The organism is Marinobacter alkalisoli (assembly GCF_045449795.1).
In the GTDB taxonomy this organism is placed as follows: Bacteria; Pseudomonadota; Gammaproteobacteria; order Pseudomonadales; family Oleiphilaceae; genus Marinobacter.
In genome coordinates this window covers 146,851-168,305 of record NZ_JBJJLB010000006.1, presented here as the reverse complement: position 1 = coordinate 168,305, position 21,455 = coordinate 146,851, and the positions used below count along the sequence as shown (strand labels likewise).

The window sequence follows — 21,455 nt, the reverse complement described above, 5'->3', positions numbered from 1 at the left end:
TCAGCCTCCCTCCTTGCCCATTGGTCGGGCAAAATCGTCCGGGAAATATTGCAGCGCGCTGCGTACCGGGTTGGGGGTCATGCCGCCCATGGCGCAGAGTGAACCCATTTCCATGGTGTCGCAGAGATCCTGCAGCAGGGCCAGGTTATCGGTGCGGTCCTGGTTGGCGATGATGCGGTCGATCACTTCCACGCCGCGCACCGCGCCGATGCGGCAAGGTGTGCATTTGCCGCAGGATTCCACCCGGCAGAACTCCATGGCGAAGCGGGCCTGCTGTGCCATGTCCACGCTGTCATCAAAGGCAACGATACCGCCGTGGCCGACCATGCCGCCGGCATCGGCCATTGCCTCGTAATCCATTGGCGTATCCCAGTGACTCTCCGGCAGGTAGGCGCCGAGTGGTCCGCCGACCTGAACCGCCCTTAACGGGTGACCCGACTCGGTGCCGCCGCCAAAATCGTACAGCAGGCTGCGCAAGGTGACGCCAAACGCCAGTTCCACCAGCCCGCCCCGGGCCAGGTTGCCCGCCAGTTGGAAGGGCTGGGTTCCCCGGGAACGGCCCATGCCGTAATCGGCATAGGCCTGTCCGCCTTCAGCCAGGATGTACGGCACGGCGGCCAGGGTCAGTACGTTGTTGACCACCGTGGGCTGCCCGAAGGCGCCGTGATGGGCCGGCAGTGGTGGTTTGGCGCGCACTATGCCCCGCTTGCCTTCCAGGCTGTCGAGCATGGCGGTTTCCTCGCCGCAGATGTAGGCTTCGGCACCCAGGCGGATATACAGGTGAAAGATCCGGCCACTGCCCAGCAGGTTGGTGCCAAGATAGCCTTCGGCTTCTGCCCGGGCGATGGCTTCGGTGAGAATCTGATGGGCATTCGGGTATTCCGAGCGCAGGTAGATAAACCCGGTATCGGCGCCCACGGCCAGTCCGGCAATCACCATGCCTTCAATCAGCACATAGGGATCGCCTTCCATCAGCAGCCGGTCGGCGAAGGTGCCGGAATCGCCCTCATCGGCATTGCAGACAATGAATTTGTGGCCACTCCAGGGGTGACCCGGCTGTTCCGGATTTGCCTCCAGAACCGTGCGCCATTTTCGTCCGGCGGGAAAGGCCGCGCCGCCCCGGCCGCGCAAACCTGAGAGCTCTACTTCGTCGACGATCTGTTCCGGCGTCAATGTCAGTGCCCGTTCCAGCCCGCGGAACCCGTCATGGTTCCGATAGTCGGTGATTGAGAGCGGGTCGGTGATTCCGACGCGGGAGAAGGTTAGACGTTGCTGGCGCTGAAGATAGGGAATGGCTTCCGTGTTGCCCTGGCAAAGGGGATGGTTTTCGCTACCTTCGAGCATCCCCTGGTCCAGCAGTGCGGGAATGTCATCTGGCGTTGCTGGCCCATAGGCGACACGACCACGGGGAGTGTCCACCTCTATCAGCGGTTCCAGCCAGAACAGGCCACGGGAGCCGTTACGCACCAGTTGGGCGGACAGGTTTCGGTGCTGGATTTCCTGCTCGAGTCGATCCGCTACGGCATCGGCGCCAAGTGACAGGGCGGTGGTGTCTCGGGGCACATAGACGTGGGTCATTGGGCACCCCGCTTCGTGTCACCGGTCTCGGGGGCCGGGGGCTGGAATCGCAGGGGCACTCGCGTCAATTCGTCCAGCAAGCGATCCATGGCAGCCGGATCCACCCGGCCCAGAATCCGGTCGCCAATGCGGACGCTGGGGCCAGTGGCGCAATTACCCAGGCAATACACCGGCTCCAGGGTGATCTCGCCATCCGCCGTGGTCTGGTGAAAATCCACCCCCAGCTGTTGCCGGGTATGGTCGACCAGTTGCCGGCTGCCCCGGGCCTGGCACGCCTCCGCACAACAAACCTGAAGGACGTTGCGACCGCAGGGTTGCGAACGGAAGCCATGATAGAAACTGATGACCCCGTGTACCTCGGCCCTGCTGAGCGCCAGTGCCTCGGCAATGGCGGGCACAGTGGTAGGGGGGATATAACCGAAGGCTTGTTGCACGGCATGCAGTAATGGCAGAAGCGCGCCTGGCAGGTGCTGGTGCTGCTCGATCAGTTGAGCGATCCGGTCATCCTGATCATTGAAGTTCGGTTCCTGCATTCGACGCCTCCCGCTGCCTGGACAGCGACCATGGGAAAGGTCAGTTCATGGTCCCGGATGATCTTGGTGGCGGATTCTTCGGGCTGAAAATGCCGTAAGTCGGCTCGACTCGGGCACGGTGCAGGGCCAGCATCGATGACGATGGCAGGCTCTGCATGGTGTCGGTTAAGACACCGTTGGTGGTTTCCGGGGTAGCAACCTCCATTCGTTCATGCTTCGGGGCACGCCCCATGACTTTTCGGTAGCAGCGGCTGAAATGGGTCGCGGAGACAAACCCGCACATCGATGCAATTTCCACGATGGAGCAGGATGTCTGTTTCAGCAGTCGGCGGGCCCGGTTGAGTCGAATCCGCAGGTAGTAACGTGAGGGGGTGCAGCCCAGGTGTTTCAGGAAGAGTCTTTCGAGCTGGCGGCGGGAGATCCCGGCCAGGTCGGCCAGTTCCTGCAATTCGATGGGCTCTTCGATGTTGGCTTCCATCAGCTGCGCGGCTTCGGCCAGTTTGGGCTGTGCGCAGGCCAGCTTGGGAAGCATCGGCATGGGCTGTTGCTCCTGCTCTTCACGTACCCGGTCACAGACAAACATGTGGGACACTGCATTGCTGAGTTCCTGGCCATGCCTGCGGGCCAGGAAACTGAGCATCATATGCATGGGCACGGTGCCGCCGGTACAGGTAATGCGCTCGCGCTGAACGGTAAACAGGTGGTTGTTGGTCTGTACCCGGGGGAATCGTTCCTGAATGGCTTCCAGGCATTCCCAGTGGGCGCTGCAGGAATAACCATCCAACAACCCGGCACTGGCGAGGACATAGGCGCCGGTACACACGGCCCCCAGCAACACGTGCCGGCGGGACAGTTGTTTCAGCCAGCTGACTTCCTTGGGCGAGAAGCTGCGGGTGACATCCACGCCGGCGACCACGATAACCAGATCGAAATCATGCTCTTCACGTATGGACCCATCCGGCAACATGGTGATGCCGTCACTGGCCCGGGCGGCTTCGCCTTCCGCCGTCAGCAGCTTCCAGGAATACAGTTCGGTGCCGGCCAACTGGTTGGCCATTCTCAGGGGCTCAACAGCTGTAGCCAACGCGATCAGGGTAAAGTTATCGATTAGCAGGAAGCCAACGCGGTAGGGCGTTTGAACTGGCTTGGCTGTGTGCGAATCTGTATCTGTGGCCACGGTGTATTCTCCCCGCCTCAACCTGAACATTAGTTGTTGCCTTTGGATCGTGCAATTAATGATCAGTTCCGGCTTAATTTCATTTTAAAGTGGGGCTTGGGTGGTGAATGGTCCACAACCGACATCGGCCGCCCCCGAATGTTCCATATGCGACGTTTTTTGCATTTTGACCGGGCTGGCGATCTGTCGTAAATCAGCCTTCCAGTGTCGCCTGCAAGCAGGCGGAGAAAGGTGGGCGGCGTTACTGTTCAGGGAGGTACAACGGCAGGAGTCCGTCCATTGGCAATCAGTCTGTTTGAGTTGTTCAAGACGGGGATTGGCCCGTCGAGTTCCCACACAGTCGGGCCCATGGAGGCGGCGCGTCGGTTTGTCGGCGTTCTGGAGAACGAACAGCTGACACCGTTGGTCCGGCGCCTGAAAGTCTCCCTGTACGGATCACTTGGAGCGACCGGCAAGGGGCACGGCACTGGCCCCGCTGTTTTGATGGGCCTGGAGGGCGAACGGCCGGACGGTATCGATCCGGACACCATGCCGGACCGCCTCGACCGTATCCGCCACTGCGGGACGCTGGCCCTGGCCGGGCGATGGCCCGTGAGGTTCCGCGAAAAGACGGATCTGGTCTATTTCCGCCGGAAATCCCTTCCCGGGCATCCCAATGGCATGATCTGCATAGCCTTTGACGAACTGGGCCGGAGCCTGCTCGAGAAAACCTATTACTCGGTGGGTGGCGGTTTTGTCGTTGATGGCAATGCGGGCGGCACGCTGACAATCCGGGAGGATACGACCCGGCTGCCTTATCCTTTCAGCAGTGGCCGGGAGCTGCTGGCACTGTGCCGGGAACACGACATGACCATCGCCGATATCATGTTTGCCAACGAGCAGGCCTGGCGCACACCAGAGCAGATCCGTGACGGTATTCTTGAGCTCTGGCAGGTAATGCGTGCCTGCGTTCAGAACGGTATCCGACACGAGGGCGAGTTGCCGGGCGGCCTGAAGGTTCGGCGGCGGGCTGCGGCGCTTTACCGGTCGCTGATGGACAAGGAGCGGGTGGATCTGATCTCGCCTTCTCTCAGCGCCCTGGACTGGGTGAACCTATACGCTCTGGCGGTCAATGAGGAGAACGCCGCCGGTGGCCGGATTGTGACCGCTCCCACCAACGGAGCCGCCGGCATTATCCCGGCGGTGCTGCACTACTATGTGGAGTTTTGCCCACAGGCGAGTGACGACGGTGTCGTCCGGTTCATGCTGACGGCGGGAGCCATCGGCGCCCTGTTCAAGGAAAACGCCTCTATTTCCGGCGCCGAGGTAGGGTGCCAGGGAGAAGTCGGTTCTGCCTGTGCCATGGCCGCTGCCGGACTTGCTGCCGCGACCGGTGGTTCACCGGAACAGGTGGAGAATGCCGCGGAAATTGGTATGGAGCATCACCTGGGCATGACCTGTGACCCGATTGGCGGCCTGGTGCAGATACCCTGTATCGAGCGCAATGCCATGGCGTCGGTGAAAGCCATTGATGCCGCGATTATGGCTCTGCGTGGTGATGGCAAGCACTACGTATCGCTGGACAAGGTGCTGGTGACCATGCGCGAGACCGGCCGCGATATGCTGGACAAGTACAAGGAAACCGCCAGAGGCGGGCTGGCGGTCAACATCATTGAATGCTGACCGCCGGGTTTTGTATCAGTTGCTCCCTCAGGATTTCACCCGCTCATTGTCGGGATCAAACAGCGCCCGATAGCCCACCGCTTCAATCCGCACAGGGTAGTGCTCCTGGAAGTATTCCAGGGTGAGTTCCCGGCCTTCCTGGGCATAGTCGGCGGGAATGTAACCCAGCAGGATGATCTTACCTACTGAAGGGCCCCAGACCACGCTGGTGTTGTAGGACCGACGGCCGTGGCTATCGATCAGCACCTCGCCGGTTTGCGGGTCCAGGATCGGCCACTGACCCACCGGGTAGCGTAGGACGCCGTTGGCATCACGGTGCTCCAGCATGGTCATGGTGCACAGGTAGGCGGCCTGCTGTGGCAGGGCCCGTTGCTCCTGGTAGGCAGCCTTGCCGTGGAAGTCCGCTTCCTTGACTTTGGGGCGTGCCAGCCCGGCCTCGTACAGGTTGTATTCCACCTCCAGATCCACGTTCTGCAGGCGCAGGCTCTTCTCCAGCCGGCGGGTGTTGGCGTAAGTTTCGATGCCAACGGGGGTGACGCCAGCGTCGTAGAGCAGGTCCCAGATCTTCAGGCCATAGCTGAATGGGAAATAGAGCTCCCAGCCCTGCTCTCCCACATAGGAAATCCGGAACGCCCAGACTGGCACGCCCTGGACGTTCAGTTCCCTTGCGGTGGCAAAGGGGAAGTTCTCGTGGGACAGTTCGTCCGGGTTGCTGACCAGTTTTGCCAGGGTCTCCCGCGCTTTGGGTCCCCACAGTCCCAGGGTGGCAAGCTCATCGGTGCGGTCCTGAACGCGAACATTGTCCAGGCCTTTTGACCGGGCCATTCGTGTGATCCAGCAATAGTCCCGGTGGCCGGTGTCACCGCCACAGATAACCCGGTAGTCGTTATCGCCCCGGCGAATGATGGTAAGGTCGGAGCGGATGCCGCCCCGGTCATCAAGGAAGTGAGTGTATACGCCTTTTCCGTGGGGCGTGGTGCCTCCCACCTTGGCCACGGAAAGGTATTCCAGCAGGGCCTCGGCATCATCGCCGGAGATGTCGAAGATGGCGAAGTGGGACAGGTTGATCATGCCCACGGATTCACTCATCTCCAGTTGCTCGGCGTTGGAGACTTCCCAGAAATGCCGGGCGTCCCATTCGTGTTCCCGCACCGGTATCCGGTCCCGGAACTTTTCCAGCAGAGTTGCTTCGTTGGCGGCGTAGCCATGGGCCCGTTCCCATCCGGCCGCTTCCATGAAATAGCCGCCCAGTTCCACTTCCCGCAGATAGAAGGGGCTGGTACGCATCTGGCGCCCGGTCAGGTAGGGTTCCCGGGGATGGACCGCCGGGTTGTAGATCTTCTTCGCGGTTTCATAGCAGCGGTTGTACACATAGTCTGGTGTTTTCTGCAGCGGGTAGTGCCGGGCGATATCGATGCTGTGGGGATCCATCTCCGGTCGACCATCGGTCATCCAGTCCGCCAGAACCTTGCCGGCGCCCGGGCCATCCTTGACCCAGACCGCTTCACCAAACCACAGGTTACGCACCTCCGGAGATTCCCCCATCAGTGAGCCGCCATCCGGTGTGACCGATAGCAGACCGTTGAAGGAGTGTTTCTCTTCCCAGCCCAGTTCGCCCAGAATCGGGGTCATCTCGATGGCTTTTTCATAGGCATCCATGACCTGATCCAGCGACAGATCCCGCATGGATGGAGACATCCGTGCATCTTTGGGCTCGGCGATAGCACCGGGGTACACCAGCCGGGGGTTTTCCGCCTCATAGTAACCCCACTCCATGTGACCACCCTCAGGTGTGGTCGGGTCTCCGGTGTCCCGCACGTAAGCGGAGTTACCCTGGTCACGGAACAGCGGGTAGACGATCTGTTTGCCGGTGCCCTTCAGTGCCTCGTAGGGGCCGAAGAACAGCAGCGGGTGTTCCAATGGCATCAACGGCAGGGGGGAGGAAGCGGTGTTGGCCATTAATGGCCCCCAAATGCCTATGGAGAGCACCACGTATTCCGTTTCTATGTAGCCTTTGTGGGTTTCCACGCCGCGTACCTGGCCGTCCTGGACATCAATGCGGATCGCCGGTGTGTAGGGGAAAGCCTGCAGTTTGCCGGTGGCAACCGCCTCTTCCACCAGATCCCCGGCCACTTTCTGGGACCGGGGTACCACCAGCCCGGCATCCGGGTCCCACATGGCGCCCTGGATGCAGTTTTCATTCACCAGCGGGAACAGCTCCTTGGCCTCTTTCGGTGAAATCATGCTGACGTTGGTGCCAAAAGCTTTGCCCGAACCTACCTTGCGGCGCAGTTCGTCCATGCGCTCGTCGTCATCAATGCGTGCCACTTCCATGCCGCCGCATCTCTCGTAGTTACCGCGCTTCTCATAAAACGCCTGGCTGTACTTGGTGGTGTAGACGTTGAGCTTGTCGTGGGACGTGGTGAAGCAGAAATCCGAGGCGTGGGACGTGGAACCGATGTCGGTGGGAATGGCGGACTTCTCCAGCCCGACGATGTTGTCCCATCCCCGTTCGATCAGATGGTGGGCCACCGAGGCGCCAACAATCCCCCCTTGCCCGATAATCACGACTTTTGCGCTTTTCGGTAGTTGTGCCATATCGATTACCCCTTCCAACCAGGAATACCAGAACTGCCGCCAGTCGATCCAGACACGGCTTTGCTTCAATGTGGCCCCGATTCCGGGAGGTTGCTACATTAAATACGACATACAGAAGTCCAAAAACGGCACTGGGATCATGGACAGACTGGACGTTCGGCAGACGGTGTATCAGGTCACCATGGTGACAGTGGTGGCTGTTGCCGTGGGCGCCGTGGCGTCACTGGCGGCCATTGCCTTCGTTGAGGCGGTCCTGCTGCTGAATGATTATCTGCTGGTGTCGCCTTATGCCCGTATCCAGGCCGAGGACCGGCACCTTCTGGTGGTGGCCGCCACTATTGCGGTACCGGCGTCCGGCGGACTGATCGTTGGGCTGATTGTTCGCTGGTTTGTAAAGGAACGACGAGCCCTGGCGCCACCGGATGCCATCCTGGCGGCGCAGACCAATCGATCGGGGCCCGGTTTTCGCAGTGGATTGGCGTCGACCCTGGCGGCTCTGGTCTCCCTTGGTAGTGGCGCCTCCGTGGGTCAGTACGGCCCCCTGGTTTACCTGGGCGCCATGTTCGGTAATCTCGCCGGCCATCTTAAACTCAACCTCCGTCACCAGCGTTCCATCGCCATCGCCTGTGGTGTGGCAGCGGCCATTGCCACGGCATTCAATGCACCTATTGCAGGCCTGGTTTTCGCCCACGAAGTGATTCTGCGTCATTATTCCCTGCGGGCGTTCGCGCCGGTCACCGTGGCATCCGCGACCGGCTATATCTTTGCCAACGTGATCTTCGACCGGCCGGCGCTGTTCCTGGTGAGTTTCGGCCATGTGGAACACAGTTATGAGTTTGTGTTTTTCGCGCTGGAAGGGGTACTGAGTGCCGGGCTGGCCTGTGGTTTCATGTGGCTGTTGCGAGCCAGTACCGCCGCTGCCCGTCGGTTTCCGGTGCCGCAGTGGTTGAAGCCGGCATCGGCAGGACTGGTGCTGGGCCTGGTCGCACTGTGGATTCCCGAGGTATTGGGGATCGGTCAGGAAACCCTGCGGTTCGCCACCATTGAAGGCGCCTTCGGTATTGGCGAGCTGGCGCTGATTATTGTCGCCAAGCTGGTGCTGACGGCACTGTGTATCGGCTTTGGATTTGTCGGCGGCGTATTCAGCCCCGCCTTGCTGGTGGGGATTCTGTTCGGCGCCTTCTACGGCCTTGTCCTGCCGTACCTGCTGCCACTGCCTTATTCAGGGCTGGAGGTGTATGCCATCTGCGGCATGATGGCGCTGGCCAGTTCCGTTATTGGGGCACCCCTGACCACCATACTGATTGTGTTCGAGCTGACCCGCAGTTATGACCTGACCATTGCCGCCATGGTTGCCGTGGTGTTCTCGAACCTTATTTCCTACCGGGTGATAGGGCGTTCGCTGTTTGACCTTCAACTCCGGGCCCGCGGTTTTGATCTCTCCCTGGGGCGGGACAAGGCGATCCTGGAGACCCATCCGGTCCGCGATTATTGCAGCCAGGTCTACACCACGGCTTACGTGGATGAAAACCTGGGAACCGTGCGCCAGCGCCTGGTGGACGATGACCGGGCCGAGGCCATGGTGCTCACTCGTGAGGGCAAGTTCCGGGGTGTAGTGCGGCTGCAGAAGCTGGTCAATGGCCGGGCGGATGCGCCGCTGGATGCCATGATAGTGGCCGGGGCGACGCAGTTCGGTGATGACACCACGGTCTGGCAATCCATGGAGATGCTGCGGGGATTCCTGGGGGAAGCCGTGCCGCTGATCGGTGACGATGGCCGCCTGATTGGCGTGGTGCCCGAGGAAGCGGTGATCCGCGCCTACCTGGAAATTGTCCACGACCTGCGCGAGGAAGAAAATGAAGCGGCCTAGTAAGTGGACATGGCTGAAGGGCGTTGTGCTGGTACTGCCGGGGCTGTTGGCTGCGGAGGACCGTGTGCTGACGGTGGCCACCTGGGGCGGTGCCTATGAGGCGAGCCAGAGGGCAGCCTATTTTGAGCCGTTTACCGAACAGACGGGTATCGAGGTGCGCACGGTGGTCTATAATGGCGGCCTGCAGGTGCTTCGCGATCATCTGGCCAGCGGAGAGGTGGAATGGGACGTGATCGACATGATCCAGTCTGATGCCAGTGCCGCCTGTGACGAAGGGCTACTGGAGCCCATTTCCCCGGCTATTCTGGCACCGGCTCCTGACGGTACACCGCCGGAAGAAGATTTCATGGCCGGCGCCATTGATCCCTGTTTTATCACCCAGATTGTGTTCTCCACCGTGATTGCCTATGACGATCGTGCTTTCCCGGGCGTCAAGCCTCGCACGGTGGCAGATTTCTTTGACCTGGAAACCTTTCCTGGCAAGCGCGCATTACGGCGGGCGCCGGTGGGTATGCTCGAGTGGGCATTGCTGTCGTTGTCGGTGCCGAGAGAGCAGCTCTATGACTTGCTCAGCACCCGGCGCGGGCTGGAGCTGGCTTTCCGGCGCCTGGACGAAATCCGCGATGAGATTGTCTGGTGGACCGGCGGTGACGAATCCGTGGAGTTGCTCACCAGCGGCAAGGTGGCCATGGCAACGGGGTATAACGGGCGGTTTTTCGATGCACAAGTAAGGGAGGGAGCGCCGATTTCGGTGATCTGGGACGGACAACTGATTGGCTTTAACAGTTGGGCGATTCCCAAAGGCACGGATCAGGTGGCCATGGCGGAGCAATTTATCGGATTTGCTACCCGCACTGAGAATCTGGCCGCCCAGGCGAACCGGATCAGCTATGGTCCCGCGCGGCGTTCGGCGCGCCAGCGAGTCGGGCTTCACGTGGAGACCCGGGTGCCGATGCTTCCTCACATGCCAACAGCACCGGAACACATGGATAATGCCGTTATCCGGGACCACCGTTGGTATTCTCAGACGGTCCGGTTGCGCGAGGAGTGGTTCCATAAGTGGCTGCAACGAAATGATGAGGCGCTTTCGTCGGATTCACGTTGATCCATCGTGATCGGTTTGTCTTTGGGAAACGCCGCGCAGTGGGAACCGAGGCGCTGACTTTGGCGTGTATTGATGTTGCCCGCGCGATGGGGTTGGGGTAAAACGCCACCCCGCTTTCGATAATCTTGAGGAGTATCCATTGAAGAAGGTTTTTTTGTTTCCACTTTTCCTGACAACCGCTTTGGCCGGTTGCCAGACATCCGGCTACATGACGTCCGCCGCCACTGATGGCGACGGTGTGACCTGCAGTGAAATTTATCAGGCCTTTGATACTTATCAGCAGGATAAGCAGTCCGCCCAGTCGTTGCAGGAGTTGGCGGCCCTGGTGAACCCGACCGCCGGTTCCATGGCTCAAAAAGGCGTCAGTTCCGCCGAGAGTTACTACGATCAGATCAAGGCCAGCGCCAATGTTGCGCTAGCGGTTCGTGGCTGCCAGCCAGTCGGGTAAGTCTCCGGAAGTGGTGCTATGCTCTGCCCAAAAGACGGAGGCGAGTAACGGTATGAGTAACTCATCCACCCCCCAACCGATATTCTGGCGAGACAGTCGACTGCCCCATATCGAGCTTCGGGTCGTCGAGGATGGCCGCAAGGTGTGTTATGCGCCTCATACCCACACCCAGTGGTCGATGGGCGCCATTACGGCCGGGCAGAGTACGTTTGTCTATGTGGATCGGCGATATCGCGTCAGTGCCGGATCACTGGTATTCATGAACCCGGAATGGGTACACAACTGCAATCCCATTGAAAATCAGCCATGGGCCTACCTGATGCTGTATGTGGATGCCAACTGGCTGGCCAGGCTTCGGTTTCGTCTGGGGCTGATTGATGAGCCGGTCTGGCAGGATCTGGATTGCGATGTAAGCCGGTCGGAACCGTTGTTTTCCGGGTTTCGGGCTCTGGCGGACTGCCTGTTGAATGAACAGATGCCGATACAGCAAAAACGAGACACGGCGGAAGCTTTTCTGTCGGAGGTGATGGTGTCGGTTTCGGCCCAGTCCCTGAAGTCTGATCGGCCATTCCCACCGGCACCAGGTCCGGTCCGGGAACTTGCCCGGTATCTGGATGATCATTGTGCGGATGAGTTGTCCCTTGAGTGGATGGCTGAGCGTGTGGCGTTATCTCCCTCACACCTGGTGAAAGTGTTTCGCAAACACTACGGCATGACGCCTCATGCCTATCAGATCAATCGCCGCATCCAGCTTGGGCAGCGCGCTCTGAAGCAAGGCGCACCAATCGCCGATGCAGCCCTGGCGGCCGGGTTCTTTGATCAGCCTCACTTCCAGCGGGTGTTCAAGCGCCTGGTTGCTGCCACTCCGGGACAGTACGGTCGACCGCTAATCGAGAATCAGGTACAGGCAACTCGCTGCGAGCAGGGCGGCGAGGGTGCGATTGACGGTTTGCAGCAGCTGGGGGCGATGGATGTGTTGCCGGAGGAAGCGCCCGGTCAGCACCCAGGTAGACAGCGACAGCCAGCAGATCGGTAGATACAGGGCGGCAAAGATCGTCAGTTGAATCAGGTCACCACCGGATGTGTATGCCCCGATACCAGAAGCAGAAGCCAGCCACGCCTTGGGGTTGAGCCACTGCATGAGGGCTCCGGTCCAGAAACCGGGCGCTTTGGCGGGTGTTTCATTGGTGATGGTTCCGTCATCCATGGCCAATCGGTAGCTCAGATAAAGCAGAAACGCGATACCGGCCCAGGTCAGCAGGCGTTCAAATCCCGGAATCCAGGAAAGTGCGGAATGCAGTCCGAGCCCGATGGCCAGGAAGAGGGCAATGAACCCCAGCGTCGCACCGGTAACGAACCACAACCCCCTGTGCAGGTGGTAGCGTGTACCGCTGCTCAGGCACACAAGGTTGACCGGCCCCGGGGATATCGAGGCGGCCAGGGCAAAGGCGGACATGGGCAAAATCAGGGACAGGGTCACGGGCAGCTCCTTACTCTTTGGTTGGTTTGTAAGGAGTTTGACGGGGGGAGGATCCCTGGTATTGCACAAAATTGTGCTGTCCCGATAAACATTGACGCTGACCAGGCCGGGTAATGCTGAGGATTATATCCGGCCGATTCTGGATACGTAATCGTCTAATACTATCCCCTGATCTGAACTACCCTGTTATCCACACACACTGCGTTGCTGACAGGAGTGACGGAGATGAACAAGGTTGATTGGCGCATTAAGGGATTGGAGTTCGTAAACTGTAACTGTGAGGTGGGCTGTCCTTGCCAGTTCATGGGCCGGCCGACTCAAGGGGACTGCAAGGCGTTTGCTGCGGTGAGAATTGAGGAAGGTTTTTTTGGCGATACCCGTCTGGATGGTTTGTCTTTTGCCATGACTCTGCAGTGGCCCGGAGCCATTCACGAGGGCAATGGGCAGGGACAGGCTTTTGTTGATGAGCGGGCGACACCTGAGCAGCGCGAGGCGCTCATGTCGATCCTGTCTGGTGAGACATCCGAACCCGGGGCCACGTTCTTCAACGTGTTTGCCAGTACATTGACGAAAATGCACGACCCGGTGTTCTGTCCGATTCAGGTGGACTGTGACGTTGAGCGCCGTCGTGCCAGCGTCCGGGTGGCGGACATGATTGATGCTTCCGGGGAACCCATACTCAATCCGATTTCAGGTGAGGAACACCAGGCACGTATCGATTTACCTGATGGATTTGAGTATGCCGTGGCCGAAGTGGCCAGTGGTCGCACCAGTGCCCACGCTGGCATCCCTCTGGAGTTGAATGCCAGCCATTGCCACCTGGCTCATCTGGATATTGGCCCGGGAGGCGTTCATCGGTAATGGATCGGGGCAGAGGCTTCGGCCTACAGCCCTGCATCCTTGATGTTCTCCATCACCACAAAGGTGCTGGTCTGCAGCACGTGTGGCAGGGCGGAGATCTGTTCCCCCAATACCTGCCGGTACTCCGCCATGTTTCGCGTGCGCACCTTCAACAGGTAGTCAAAATTACCGGCGATCATATGGCATTGCTCCACAGCGGAAATCTGCTTCACTGCGTTATTGAATGCAGTCAGTGACTGGCTGCTGGTGTCGTGCAGTGTGACCTGCGCGAAGGCGACATGGCTCTGGCCGAGTTTGGTCTGGTTGACCAATGCGGTATAGCCGGTGATGTAACCCTGTTCTTCCAGGCGACGCATGCGAACCTGGCAGGGCGTTTTTGATAGCCCTACCCGTGAGGCAAGCTCGGTGACGGTGATTCGGGCGTGTTTCTGAAGTTCACGAATGATGGCGTGATCGATTCTGTCCAATTCGACCATAACTTTATTTCCTGGCTGGATGAACGGCTATATAAGGAGCCAAATATAATAAAAATACCTGTATTTTAAAACTATATGGTCAAAGAGACTTCCGGGACTTGAGTATACTGGAACTTCGTCCATTCCATATACCCAGTTGAATGTACCCGGAGACGCTCCATGCCACAGTCCCGCCCTTCACAACAACAAACCTTGCTGGAACAACTCGCTGAGGCCCTTCAGGATCAGGAGTCGGATCCCCAGGGCACGAGGAATCTGCGAGAAATCGTTGCGAAGATGATGACCGAGTCCCAGTCCTGGGATGATGATCTGCACGCACAGTTGGTCGAATCGCTTGGCGAGGCCTCCGGCGGCCTGTGTGCACAGATGTTCAGTGGCGGTTTTCCTTCGGCTTATCGGGCACGTTTCCCTGTGGCGGAAGCCATTGGCGACATTCACCAGATCCAGTCCATCGCCGTCAGTTCCGATGTCCCCATGCGGTTTTACCAGCTTGCAGAGCCGTCAGCGGGGAAAACGCCATCAGCTGAGAGAAGGCGATCAACCGATCAACAGCCATCGTCCGACGGAGAGCTCAACTTCAAGCTCTACAGTCAGGGCAACCCGGTTATTCTCTCGGACGTCATCCCTATCCTGGAGAATCTGGGAATGCGGGTGCTGGGTGAGCATCCGTATCGGGTTCAGCGGCGGGACGGGGAACATTTCGGCGTCAGTGACTTTACTGTGGAGTGCCATTCCCGTTGCCGTGACGCCGACCTGGAAAAGGCCAAGCCACTGTTGCAGGAGGCATTCCGTGAAATCTGGAATGGCTTTGCGGAAAATGACGACTTCAACCAGCTCATCATGGCCGCAGGACTGGGGTGGCGCGAAGTGGCGCTGCTGAGGGCGTATTCCCGGTATATCAAGCAGATACGTTTTGGCTTCAGCCAACCGTTTATTGCCGACACCCTGGCGCGTCACCTGAACATTACGTCAATGCTTGTGGTCTACTTCAACGCGCGTTTTGATCCGGACATCCCGGCGGAGACCCGGGAAGTGATGGCCGGGCGAATTGAGAACGATATCCTTGGCGCCCTGGAAGCGGTGGAGAGTCTGGACGATGACCGTATCCTCAGACGTTTCTATGTGCTGATCAAGGCAACGTTGAGAACCAACTACTATCAGCGCCAGCAAGGTGGCCAGACCAAGGGCTATCTGTCATTCAAGCTCGACTCGGGTGCGATTCCCGATATCCCCAAACCCTGCCCGCGCTTTGAGGTGTTTGTGTATTCACCGCGGGTGGAAGGTGTTCATCTCCGGGCGGGTCCGGTCGCCAGGGGCGGTCTGCGCTGGTCGGATCGGGTGGAGGATTACCGCACCGAGATCCTGGGACTGGTCAAGGCCCAGCAGGTCAAGAATTCGGTCATCGTGCCGGTTGGCGCCAAAGGTGGCTTTATCGTCAAGCAGCCGCCGCGAGACGGTTCCCGGGAGGATCTGCGGGCGGAAGGTATTGCCTGCTACCAGACCTTTATCCGGGGGCTGCTGGATCTGACGGACAATCTGGAAGGTGGCGTGGTTGTCCCTCCGGTCGATGTGGTTCGCCATGATGACGACGATACTTACCTGGTGGTCGCCGCCGATAAAGGCACCGCGACCTTTTCCGACATCGCCAACCGGTTGTCGCAGGAATACGGGTTCTGGCTGGGCGATGCCTTTGCCTCCGGTGGTAGCGAGGGCTACGACCACAAGAAGATGGGGATTACCGCACGCGGTGCCTGGGAATCGGTGAAACGCCATTTTCTGGAGCAGGGTCTGGATACCCAGAACGACGAGTTTACCGTGGTTGGCATCGGGGATATGGCCGGCGACGTTTTTGGTAACGGCATGCTGTTGTCTGACCGTATTCGCCTGGTAGGTGCGTTCAACCACCAGCATATTTTCATCGACCCGGAGCCGGACGCCAGCGCTTCCTTTTCCGAACGCCAGCGCCTGTTCAAGCTGCCCGGATCGACCTGGGCCGACTACGACACCCAGCTGATCAGTGAAGGCGGCGGTGTGTTTCCACGCTCCATGAAATCGATTCCGCTGTCACCGCAGGTGCGCGCCGCCCTCAACCTGGAGGCCACCCGGTTATCCCCCAATGAGTTGATCAGCGCCCTGCTCAGGGCTCCGGTGGACATGCTGTGGAATGGGGGTATCGGCACCTACGTGAAGGCCAGGGAAGAGTCCCACGAAGACGTGGGTGATAAATCCAATGACGGGTTAAGGATCAACTGCGACGAGCTGCGCTGCAAGGTGTTGGGTGAGGGTGGCAACCTTGGGGTGACCCAGCTTGCCCGAATCGGTTTTGCCCGCGCTGGCGGTGCAGCTAACAGCGACTTTATCGATAATGCCGGTGGGGTTGATTGCTCGGACCATGAGGTCAATATCAAGATCCTGCTCAACGATCTGATCCAGCAGGGGCGGCTCACCCTGGACGAACGCAACCGGATGCTGCGGGCCATGACGCCTGAGGTGGCTGACCTGGTGCTGAGAAATAACTACCGGCAGGCCATGGCGTTGAGCCTGGCCCAGAGTGGTGTTGTGGCCTCGACAGACGAATATGAGCGCCTGATGCGGCGTCTGGAGGCTGAAGGCAGGCTGGACCGGGCACTCGAATTCCTGCCCGACGATGAAGAGCTCCAGGCCCGGCGTGAGCGTGCGGCCGGGTTTACCCGGCCGGAGCTTTCTGTGCTTGTTTCTTTTGCCAAGATCGAGCTCAAGCAGGCGCTGATCACCGCCCCCATTGTGCACGACGACCGCTTTGCCAGTGCACTCCATTCCGCCTTTCCGGCGTCGTTGCTGGAGGCTTTTCCCGAAGCCATACACGCGCATCCGCTGCGTGCCGAGATCTCTGCAACCCAGATTGCCAATGACATCGTCAATCGCATGGGTATTACCTGGGTAGACAAGATTCGTACTGCGACCGGTGTCGATTGTGGTCGTCTGGCTGCTGCCTACCTGATCTCCCTGCGCATCCATGGCGTAGATGCCAAATGGTCTAGTATTGAAGCAATGGACGGTAAAGTCAGCGCACAGATCCAGGCCGAGATGTTCGCGGATGTCATTCGCCTGGTGACGCGGAGTACCCGCTGGTTACTGCAGAATCGCTGGCATGGACTGGATCCTGACAACTGCGTGGGCCGCTATCAGGAGCCCCTGGCGGAGGTGTTGGCGTCGCGGGAACAGTTGGCCACGGTGATCCCGGAAAGCCGTTGGCAGGAACGTTATGAGGAGTACCATAGGGAAGAGGTGCCGGAGCATCTTGCAGCCTATTGCGCTTCCGCCGAGAGCCGGTATTGGCTGATGGATATGATCGAGATATCCCGTCAGCTGGATCAGGACCTGGAGTCCGTGGCATGGGTGTACTTCCGGTTGGGCGAAAGCCTGAACCTGACCTGGCTGGACCGGCAGATGCGTATGTTCCGGGCCAATGGTCATTGGCAGGTGTTGGCAACGATACATTACCGGGATGAGCTTGATCAGAAACTGCGGGATCTTACATCCAGTGTGTTTTCCGCAGAGACCGAAGATGCTGTCGGGGAGCGCTCGCCGGAGCAGTTGCTGGAGGTCTGGCGTGAGGACAAGCAGCCTTTGTTGGGGCGCTGGAAACGGATGCTGGGGGATATGCAGGCCGCCAACGAGATTGATTGCGCGGTTTTCTCGGTCGCTCACGGTGTGCTTCGGGAACTGGCTTCCAAAGCCTGACGGTCGGGGTTGGTTTGGGCGTTCTGTCTAAATATTAATTGTTCGATGGTAAATTAATAAAAATACAGATAACAAAAAAGACAAAATATCATGCCGGCACGGTTTTAACAGAGAAACAGACTTTGTTGATCCCGGTAGAATGCGAGGCAGATAAACAACTAAGAGGGTACAACTATGAGATCGCAGCAGTCAGTGACTCCCGCACTTATCGATAGCAGGCAGGCCATTCGTGACTACTACCTGGCTGACGAATACCAGGTGATTCGTGAGTTGATTGCTGGTGCTCAGTTGTCCCAGGCGGAGCGGGACGCTATCTCCGCCCGCGCCGCCGACCTGGTGCGCGGGGTCCGCAAGAACGCCAAGTCCACCATCATGGAAAAATTCCTGGCGGAATACGGTCTTACCACCAAAGAGGGCGTTGCCCTGATGTGTCTGGCGGAAGCGTTGCTGCGCGTGCCGGACAACATGACCATCCATGAGCTCATTGAAGACAAGGTTACCTCCGGCGCCTGGGGCGCCCATATCGGCAAGGCGTCCTCACCGCTGATCAATACCGCCACGGTCGCCCTGCTGATGACCAGCAACCTGCTCAGGGATTCCGAGCGCCACACCGTGGGCGACACTCTGCGCAAGCTGCTCAAGCGTTTCGGTGAGCCGGTGATTCGCACCGTGGCCGGCCAGGCGATGAAGGAAATGGGCCGCCAGTTTGTCCTGGGTCGTGACATCGATGAAGCTCAGGACGAAGCCAAAGAGTATATGGCCAGGGGCTACACCTATTCCTACGACATGCTTGGTGAAGCGGCCCGCACCGATGATGACGCCAAGCGCTATTTCGATGCCTATTCCAACGCCATAGACAGCATCGCCAAAGCCTGCGAAGGCGATGTGCGCAAGAATCCGGGGATTTCTGTCAAACTCTCCGCGCTGCTGGCCCGTTACGAGTACGGTAACAAGGAGCGGGTCATGGACGAGTTGCTGCCCCGCGCCCGCATTCTGGTGCGGAAGGCTGCCGCGGCCAACATGGGCTTTAATATTGATGCCGAGGAGCAGGATCGCCTGGATCTGTCCCTGGATGTGATCGAAGCGCTGGTGTCTGACCCTGAGCTGGCCGGTTGGGACGGTTTCGGCGTAGTGGTGCAGGCCTACGGCAAGCGTGCGGCGTTTACGCTGGACTGGCTCTACGGGCTGGCCGAGAAATACGATCGCCGTTTCATGGTTCGCCTGGTCAAGGGCGCTTACTGGGACGCGGAAATCAAGCGGGCCCAGGTGATGGGCCTGAACGGCTTCCCGGTCTTCACCCGTAAGGCGTGCAGCGATGTGTCTTTCGTCTCCTGCGCCACCAAATTGCTGAACATGGCCGATCGGATTTACCCGCAGTTCGCGACCCATAACGCCCACTCGGTATCCTCGATACTTGAACTGGCAAAGGTCAAAGGCGTGGATAGCTACGAATTCCAGCGCCTGCACGGCATGGGCGAATCCCTGCACGACGAGGTGCTGAAAGTGAGCGGTGTTCCGTGTCGCATCTATGCGCCGGTCGGCCCCCACAAAGATCTGCTGGCCTATCTGGTCCGCCGTCTATTGGAGAATGGTGCCAACAGTTCGTTTGTGAACCAGATTGTCGATACCCGCATCACGCCGGAAGAAATCGCCAAGGATCCGATCCTCAGCGTGGAGGAAATGGGCAGCAACATTTCCAGTAAGGCGATTGTGCATCCGTTCAAGCTGTTCGGGGAACACCGCCGCAACTCCAAGGGTTGGGACATTACTGATCCGGTGACTGTCGCTGAAATCGACAAAGGGCGTGACGCTTACCTGGATCACCGTTGGAAAGCAGGTCCGGTGATTGCCGGCGAGGTCGCCGGTACCGAGGTCCAGGTTGTGCGCAATCCGGCCAATCCGGACGATCTGGTCGGGCATGTAACCCAGGCTTCCGATGCGGACGTGGACACGGCTATTACCGCTGCTGCAGCAGGATTCAGTAGCTGGTCCGAAACACCCGTTGAAGAGCGGGCTGCATTAGTACGCAAGGTGGGTGATCTATATGAAGAGCATGCGTACGAGCTGTTCGCGCTGACCACCCGTGAGGCCGGCAAATCCCTGTTGGACGCGGTTGCCGAGATTCGCGAAGCGGTGGACTTCGCCCAGTATTACGCCAATGAGGCCGTCCGCTACAAGGGCAGCGGTGATGCCCGTGGCGTGATGTGCTGTATCTCGCCGTGGAACTTCCCGCTGGCCATCTTCACCGGCCAGATTCTGGCCAACCTCGCAGCGGGTAACACCGTGGTTGCCAAGCCTGCAGAGCAGACGTCTCTGCTGGCGGCGCGGGCGGTGGAACTGATGCATGAAGCCGGTATACCCCACGATGTCATTCAGTTGCTGCCCGGCACGGGCGCGACCGTCGGGGCCGCGCTGACCGCCGATTCGCGGGTGGCCGGCGTGTGCTTTACCGGCTCCACGGCAACGGCCCAGAGCATCAACAAGATGATGACGGAAACGATGGCTCCGGATGCTCCGCTGGTGGCGGAAACCGGCGGCCTTAACGCCATGATCGTAGACTCCACTGCGCTGCCGGAGCAGGTGGTGCGGGATGTGCTGGCCTCCTCCTTCCAGAGCGCGGGCCAGCGTTGTTCGGCCTTGCGCATGCTCTACGTGCAGAAAGACATCGCCGATAACCTGCTGGAGATGCTTTACGGCGCCATGGAGGAACTGGGCATTGGCGATCCCTGGTTGCTGTCCACGGATGTGGGCCCGGTCATCGATGAAAACGCCCGCAAGAAAATCGTTGATCATTGCGACAAGTTCGAGCGCAATGGCCAGCTGCTCAAGAAACTCCCGGTTCCCGACAAGGGGCTGTTCGTTTCGCCGGCGGTACTCAAGGTCAGCGGTATCGAGGAGATGGAAGAAGAGATCTTTGGTCCGGTGCTGCATGTGGCTACCTTTGCCGCGAAAGATATCGACAAGGTGGTGGATGACATTAACGCCAAGGGCTATGGCCTGACGTTCGGTGTTCACAGTCGGGTTGACCGCCGCGTTGAACGGATCTCAAGCCGGATCAAGGTGGGCAACACCTACGTCAACCGCAACCAGATTGGTGCCATCGTCGGCTCCCAGCCGTTTGGTGGTGAAGGCCTGTCCGGGACCGGTCCCAAGGCGGGTGGTCCGCAGTACGTGCGTCGCTTCCTGAAAGGGGCAACGGTTGAGCGCCCGGCGGACGCTGGCGCCAAGCCAGTTGATATCAAGAAGCTTGAAGGGCTGATTGGCAATCTGCGTGACATGAAAGCGACGGCCCCGGAGGCCCGGATCGAGGCAATGAAGCCGATCTTCGGGGAAGTTCCAGAGCCGCTGGATGCCCATGCCGAAGAGTTGCCAGGCCCAACCGGCGAGCTTAACCGTCTGTCCAATCACGCCCGTGGCATTGTTCTGTGTCTCGGCCCGGACAAGCAAACCGCATTGGAGCAGGCCACGATGGCGTTGTCGCAGGGCAATAAAGTGGTTGTGATCGCACCTGGCGTGAACGACACCGTAAACCGTGCCGCCGAGGCCGGTCTGCCTATCGTCGCTGCTGAAGGACTGCTGGAACCCGAGGCGCTGGCGATGGCACGTGGTTTCCAGGCGGTGGTGAGCTGTGCCGAACAGTCCCTGCTGGGGGAATATCGCCAGGCACTGGCGAAACGTGACGGCGCGCTGTTGCCGTTGATCACGGAACATACCCTGGACCAGCGGTTCGTGATTGAGCGCCACCTTTGCGTGGATACCACCGCTGCCGGTGGTAACGCCAGTCTGATCGCTGCCTCCGAGTAAACGACCCCCGCCAATAGTGAGTCGTCCCAGGGAAGGGGCGGCTCACATTTCCTGACCGACCACACCGATCGTTATCGCATGTCGCCCGACATCGTGGTATATCAGCAGCTTTGTTTTCCCATTTATTGTTCCGGAATCCG

13 protein-coding genes and 1 pseudogene are annotated in these 21,455 nt (G+C 59.4%); 8 read left to right on the top strand and 6 right to left on the bottom strand.

The genetic code is table 11. The features are described from left to right. Genes ACJO3M_RS02550 through gbdR form a run of 3 tightly spaced genes read right to left on the bottom strand, consistent with a single transcriptional unit; the run spans position 1 to position 3,318 of the window. On the bottom strand, positions 1 to 1,578 hold the full coding sequence (locus tag ACJO3M_RS02550) for a formate dehydrogenase beta subunit (protein ID WP_406999426.1): 1,578 nt from the start codon (positions 1,576 to 1,578) through the stop codon (positions 1 to 3). Further along, positions 1,575 to 2,111 (bottom strand): formate dehydrogenase subunit gamma, encoded by a 537-nt coding sequence (locus tag ACJO3M_RS02545; RefSeq protein ID WP_406999424.1) that lies wholly within the window; start codon positions 2,109 to 2,111, stop codon positions 1,575 to 1,577. Before ACJO3M_RS02545 ends, ACJO3M_RS02550 begins: the two co-directional genes overlap by 4 nt. Positions 2,112 to 2,151: 40 nt before the next feature. Then, positions 2,152 to 3,318 carry a choline metabolism transcriptional regulator GbdR gene (gbdR, locus tag ACJO3M_RS02540; RefSeq protein ID WP_406999422.1) on the bottom strand — a complete coding sequence of 389 codons (1,167 nt, stop codon included), beginning with the start codon at positions 3,316 to 3,318 and terminating at the stop codon, positions 2,152 to 2,154. A gap of 249 nt (positions 3,319 to 3,567) precedes the next feature. On the opposite strand from gbdR, the gene ACJO3M_RS02535 reads away from it, so the two are divergent. After that, a complete protein-coding gene (locus tag ACJO3M_RS02535) occupies positions 3,568 to 4,950 on the top strand; it encodes an L-serine ammonia-lyase (RefSeq protein WP_406999420.1) in 1,383 nt (460 codons plus the stop codon). A 27-nt stretch (positions 4,951 to 4,977) separates the two neighbouring features. Here ACJO3M_RS02535 and ACJO3M_RS02530 read toward each other — a convergent pair whose 3' ends face one another. Continuing rightward, positions 4,978 to 7,617, bottom strand: coding sequence for a GcvT family protein (locus ACJO3M_RS02530; RefSeq protein ID WP_406999418.1), 2,640 nt, complete (start codon positions 7,615 to 7,617; stop codon positions 4,978 to 4,980). A gap of 70 nt (positions 7,618 to 7,687) precedes the next feature. On the opposite strand from ACJO3M_RS02530, the gene ACJO3M_RS02525 reads away from it, so the two are divergent. The 4 genes and pseudogenes from ACJO3M_RS02525 to ACJO3M_RS02510 form a co-directional block, all read left to right on the top strand. Continuing rightward, entirely contained in the window at positions 7,688 to 9,418 is a 1,731-nt protein-coding gene (locus ACJO3M_RS02525; protein WP_406987025.1) for a chloride channel protein, read from the top strand. Continuing rightward, a complete protein-coding gene (locus ACJO3M_RS02520) occupies positions 9,405 to 10,523 on the top strand; it encodes an ABC transporter substrate-binding protein (protein WP_406999417.1) in 1,119 nt (372 codons plus the stop codon). The genes ACJO3M_RS02525 and ACJO3M_RS02520 overlap by 14 nt, the downstream gene beginning before the upstream one ends. Positions 10,524 to 10,662: 139 nt before the next feature. Further along, a complete protein-coding gene (locus ACJO3M_RS02515; RefSeq protein ID WP_406999415.1) occupies positions 10,663 to 10,971 on the top strand; it encodes a hypothetical protein in 309 nt (102 codons plus the stop codon). A 52-nt stretch (positions 10,972 to 11,023) separates the two neighbouring features. Then, positions 11,024 to 11,839: pseudogene (locus ACJO3M_RS02510) on the top strand (AraC family transcriptional regulator); the annotation flags it as partial. Positions 11,840 to 11,857: 18 nt separating this feature from the next. Here the strand turns inward: ACJO3M_RS02510 and ACJO3M_RS02505 are convergent. After that, the gene (locus tag ACJO3M_RS02505) at positions 11,858 to 12,445 is read right to left on the bottom strand and encodes a LysE family translocator (RefSeq protein ID WP_406999700.1); all 588 of its coding nucleotides are present in this window, start codon (positions 12,443 to 12,445) and stop codon (positions 11,858 to 11,860) included. 231 nt (positions 12,446 to 12,676) lie between these two features. On the opposite strand from ACJO3M_RS02505, the gene ACJO3M_RS02500 reads away from it, so the two are divergent. Then, entirely contained in the window at positions 12,677 to 13,312 is a 636-nt protein-coding gene (locus tag ACJO3M_RS02500) for a DUF1326 domain-containing protein (protein ID WP_406999413.1), read from the top strand. 23 nt (positions 13,313 to 13,335) lie between these two features. Here ACJO3M_RS02500 and ACJO3M_RS02495 read toward each other — a convergent pair whose 3' ends face one another. Further along, on the bottom strand, positions 13,336 to 13,788 hold the full coding sequence (locus tag ACJO3M_RS02495; protein WP_406999411.1) for an Lrp/AsnC family transcriptional regulator: 453 nt from the start codon (positions 13,786 to 13,788) through the stop codon (positions 13,336 to 13,338). 159 nt (positions 13,789 to 13,947) lie between these two features. Here ACJO3M_RS02495 and ACJO3M_RS02490 point away from each other — a divergent pair, with 159 nt between their 5' ends. Next, positions 13,948 to 17,511 (top strand): NAD-glutamate dehydrogenase, encoded by a 3,564-nt coding sequence (locus ACJO3M_RS02490; RefSeq protein ID WP_406999410.1) that lies wholly within the window; start codon positions 13,948 to 13,950, stop codon positions 17,509 to 17,511. A 174-nt stretch (positions 17,512 to 17,685) separates the two neighbouring features. Continuing rightward, positions 17,686 to 21,315, top strand: a complete 3,630-nt coding sequence (gene putA / locus ACJO3M_RS02485) for a bifunctional proline dehydrogenase/L-glutamate gamma-semialdehyde dehydrogenase PutA (protein ID WP_406999408.1) — start codon at positions 17,686 to 17,688, stop codon at positions 21,313 to 21,315. The last annotated feature ends 140 nt before the right edge of the window (positions 21,316 to 21,455 follow it).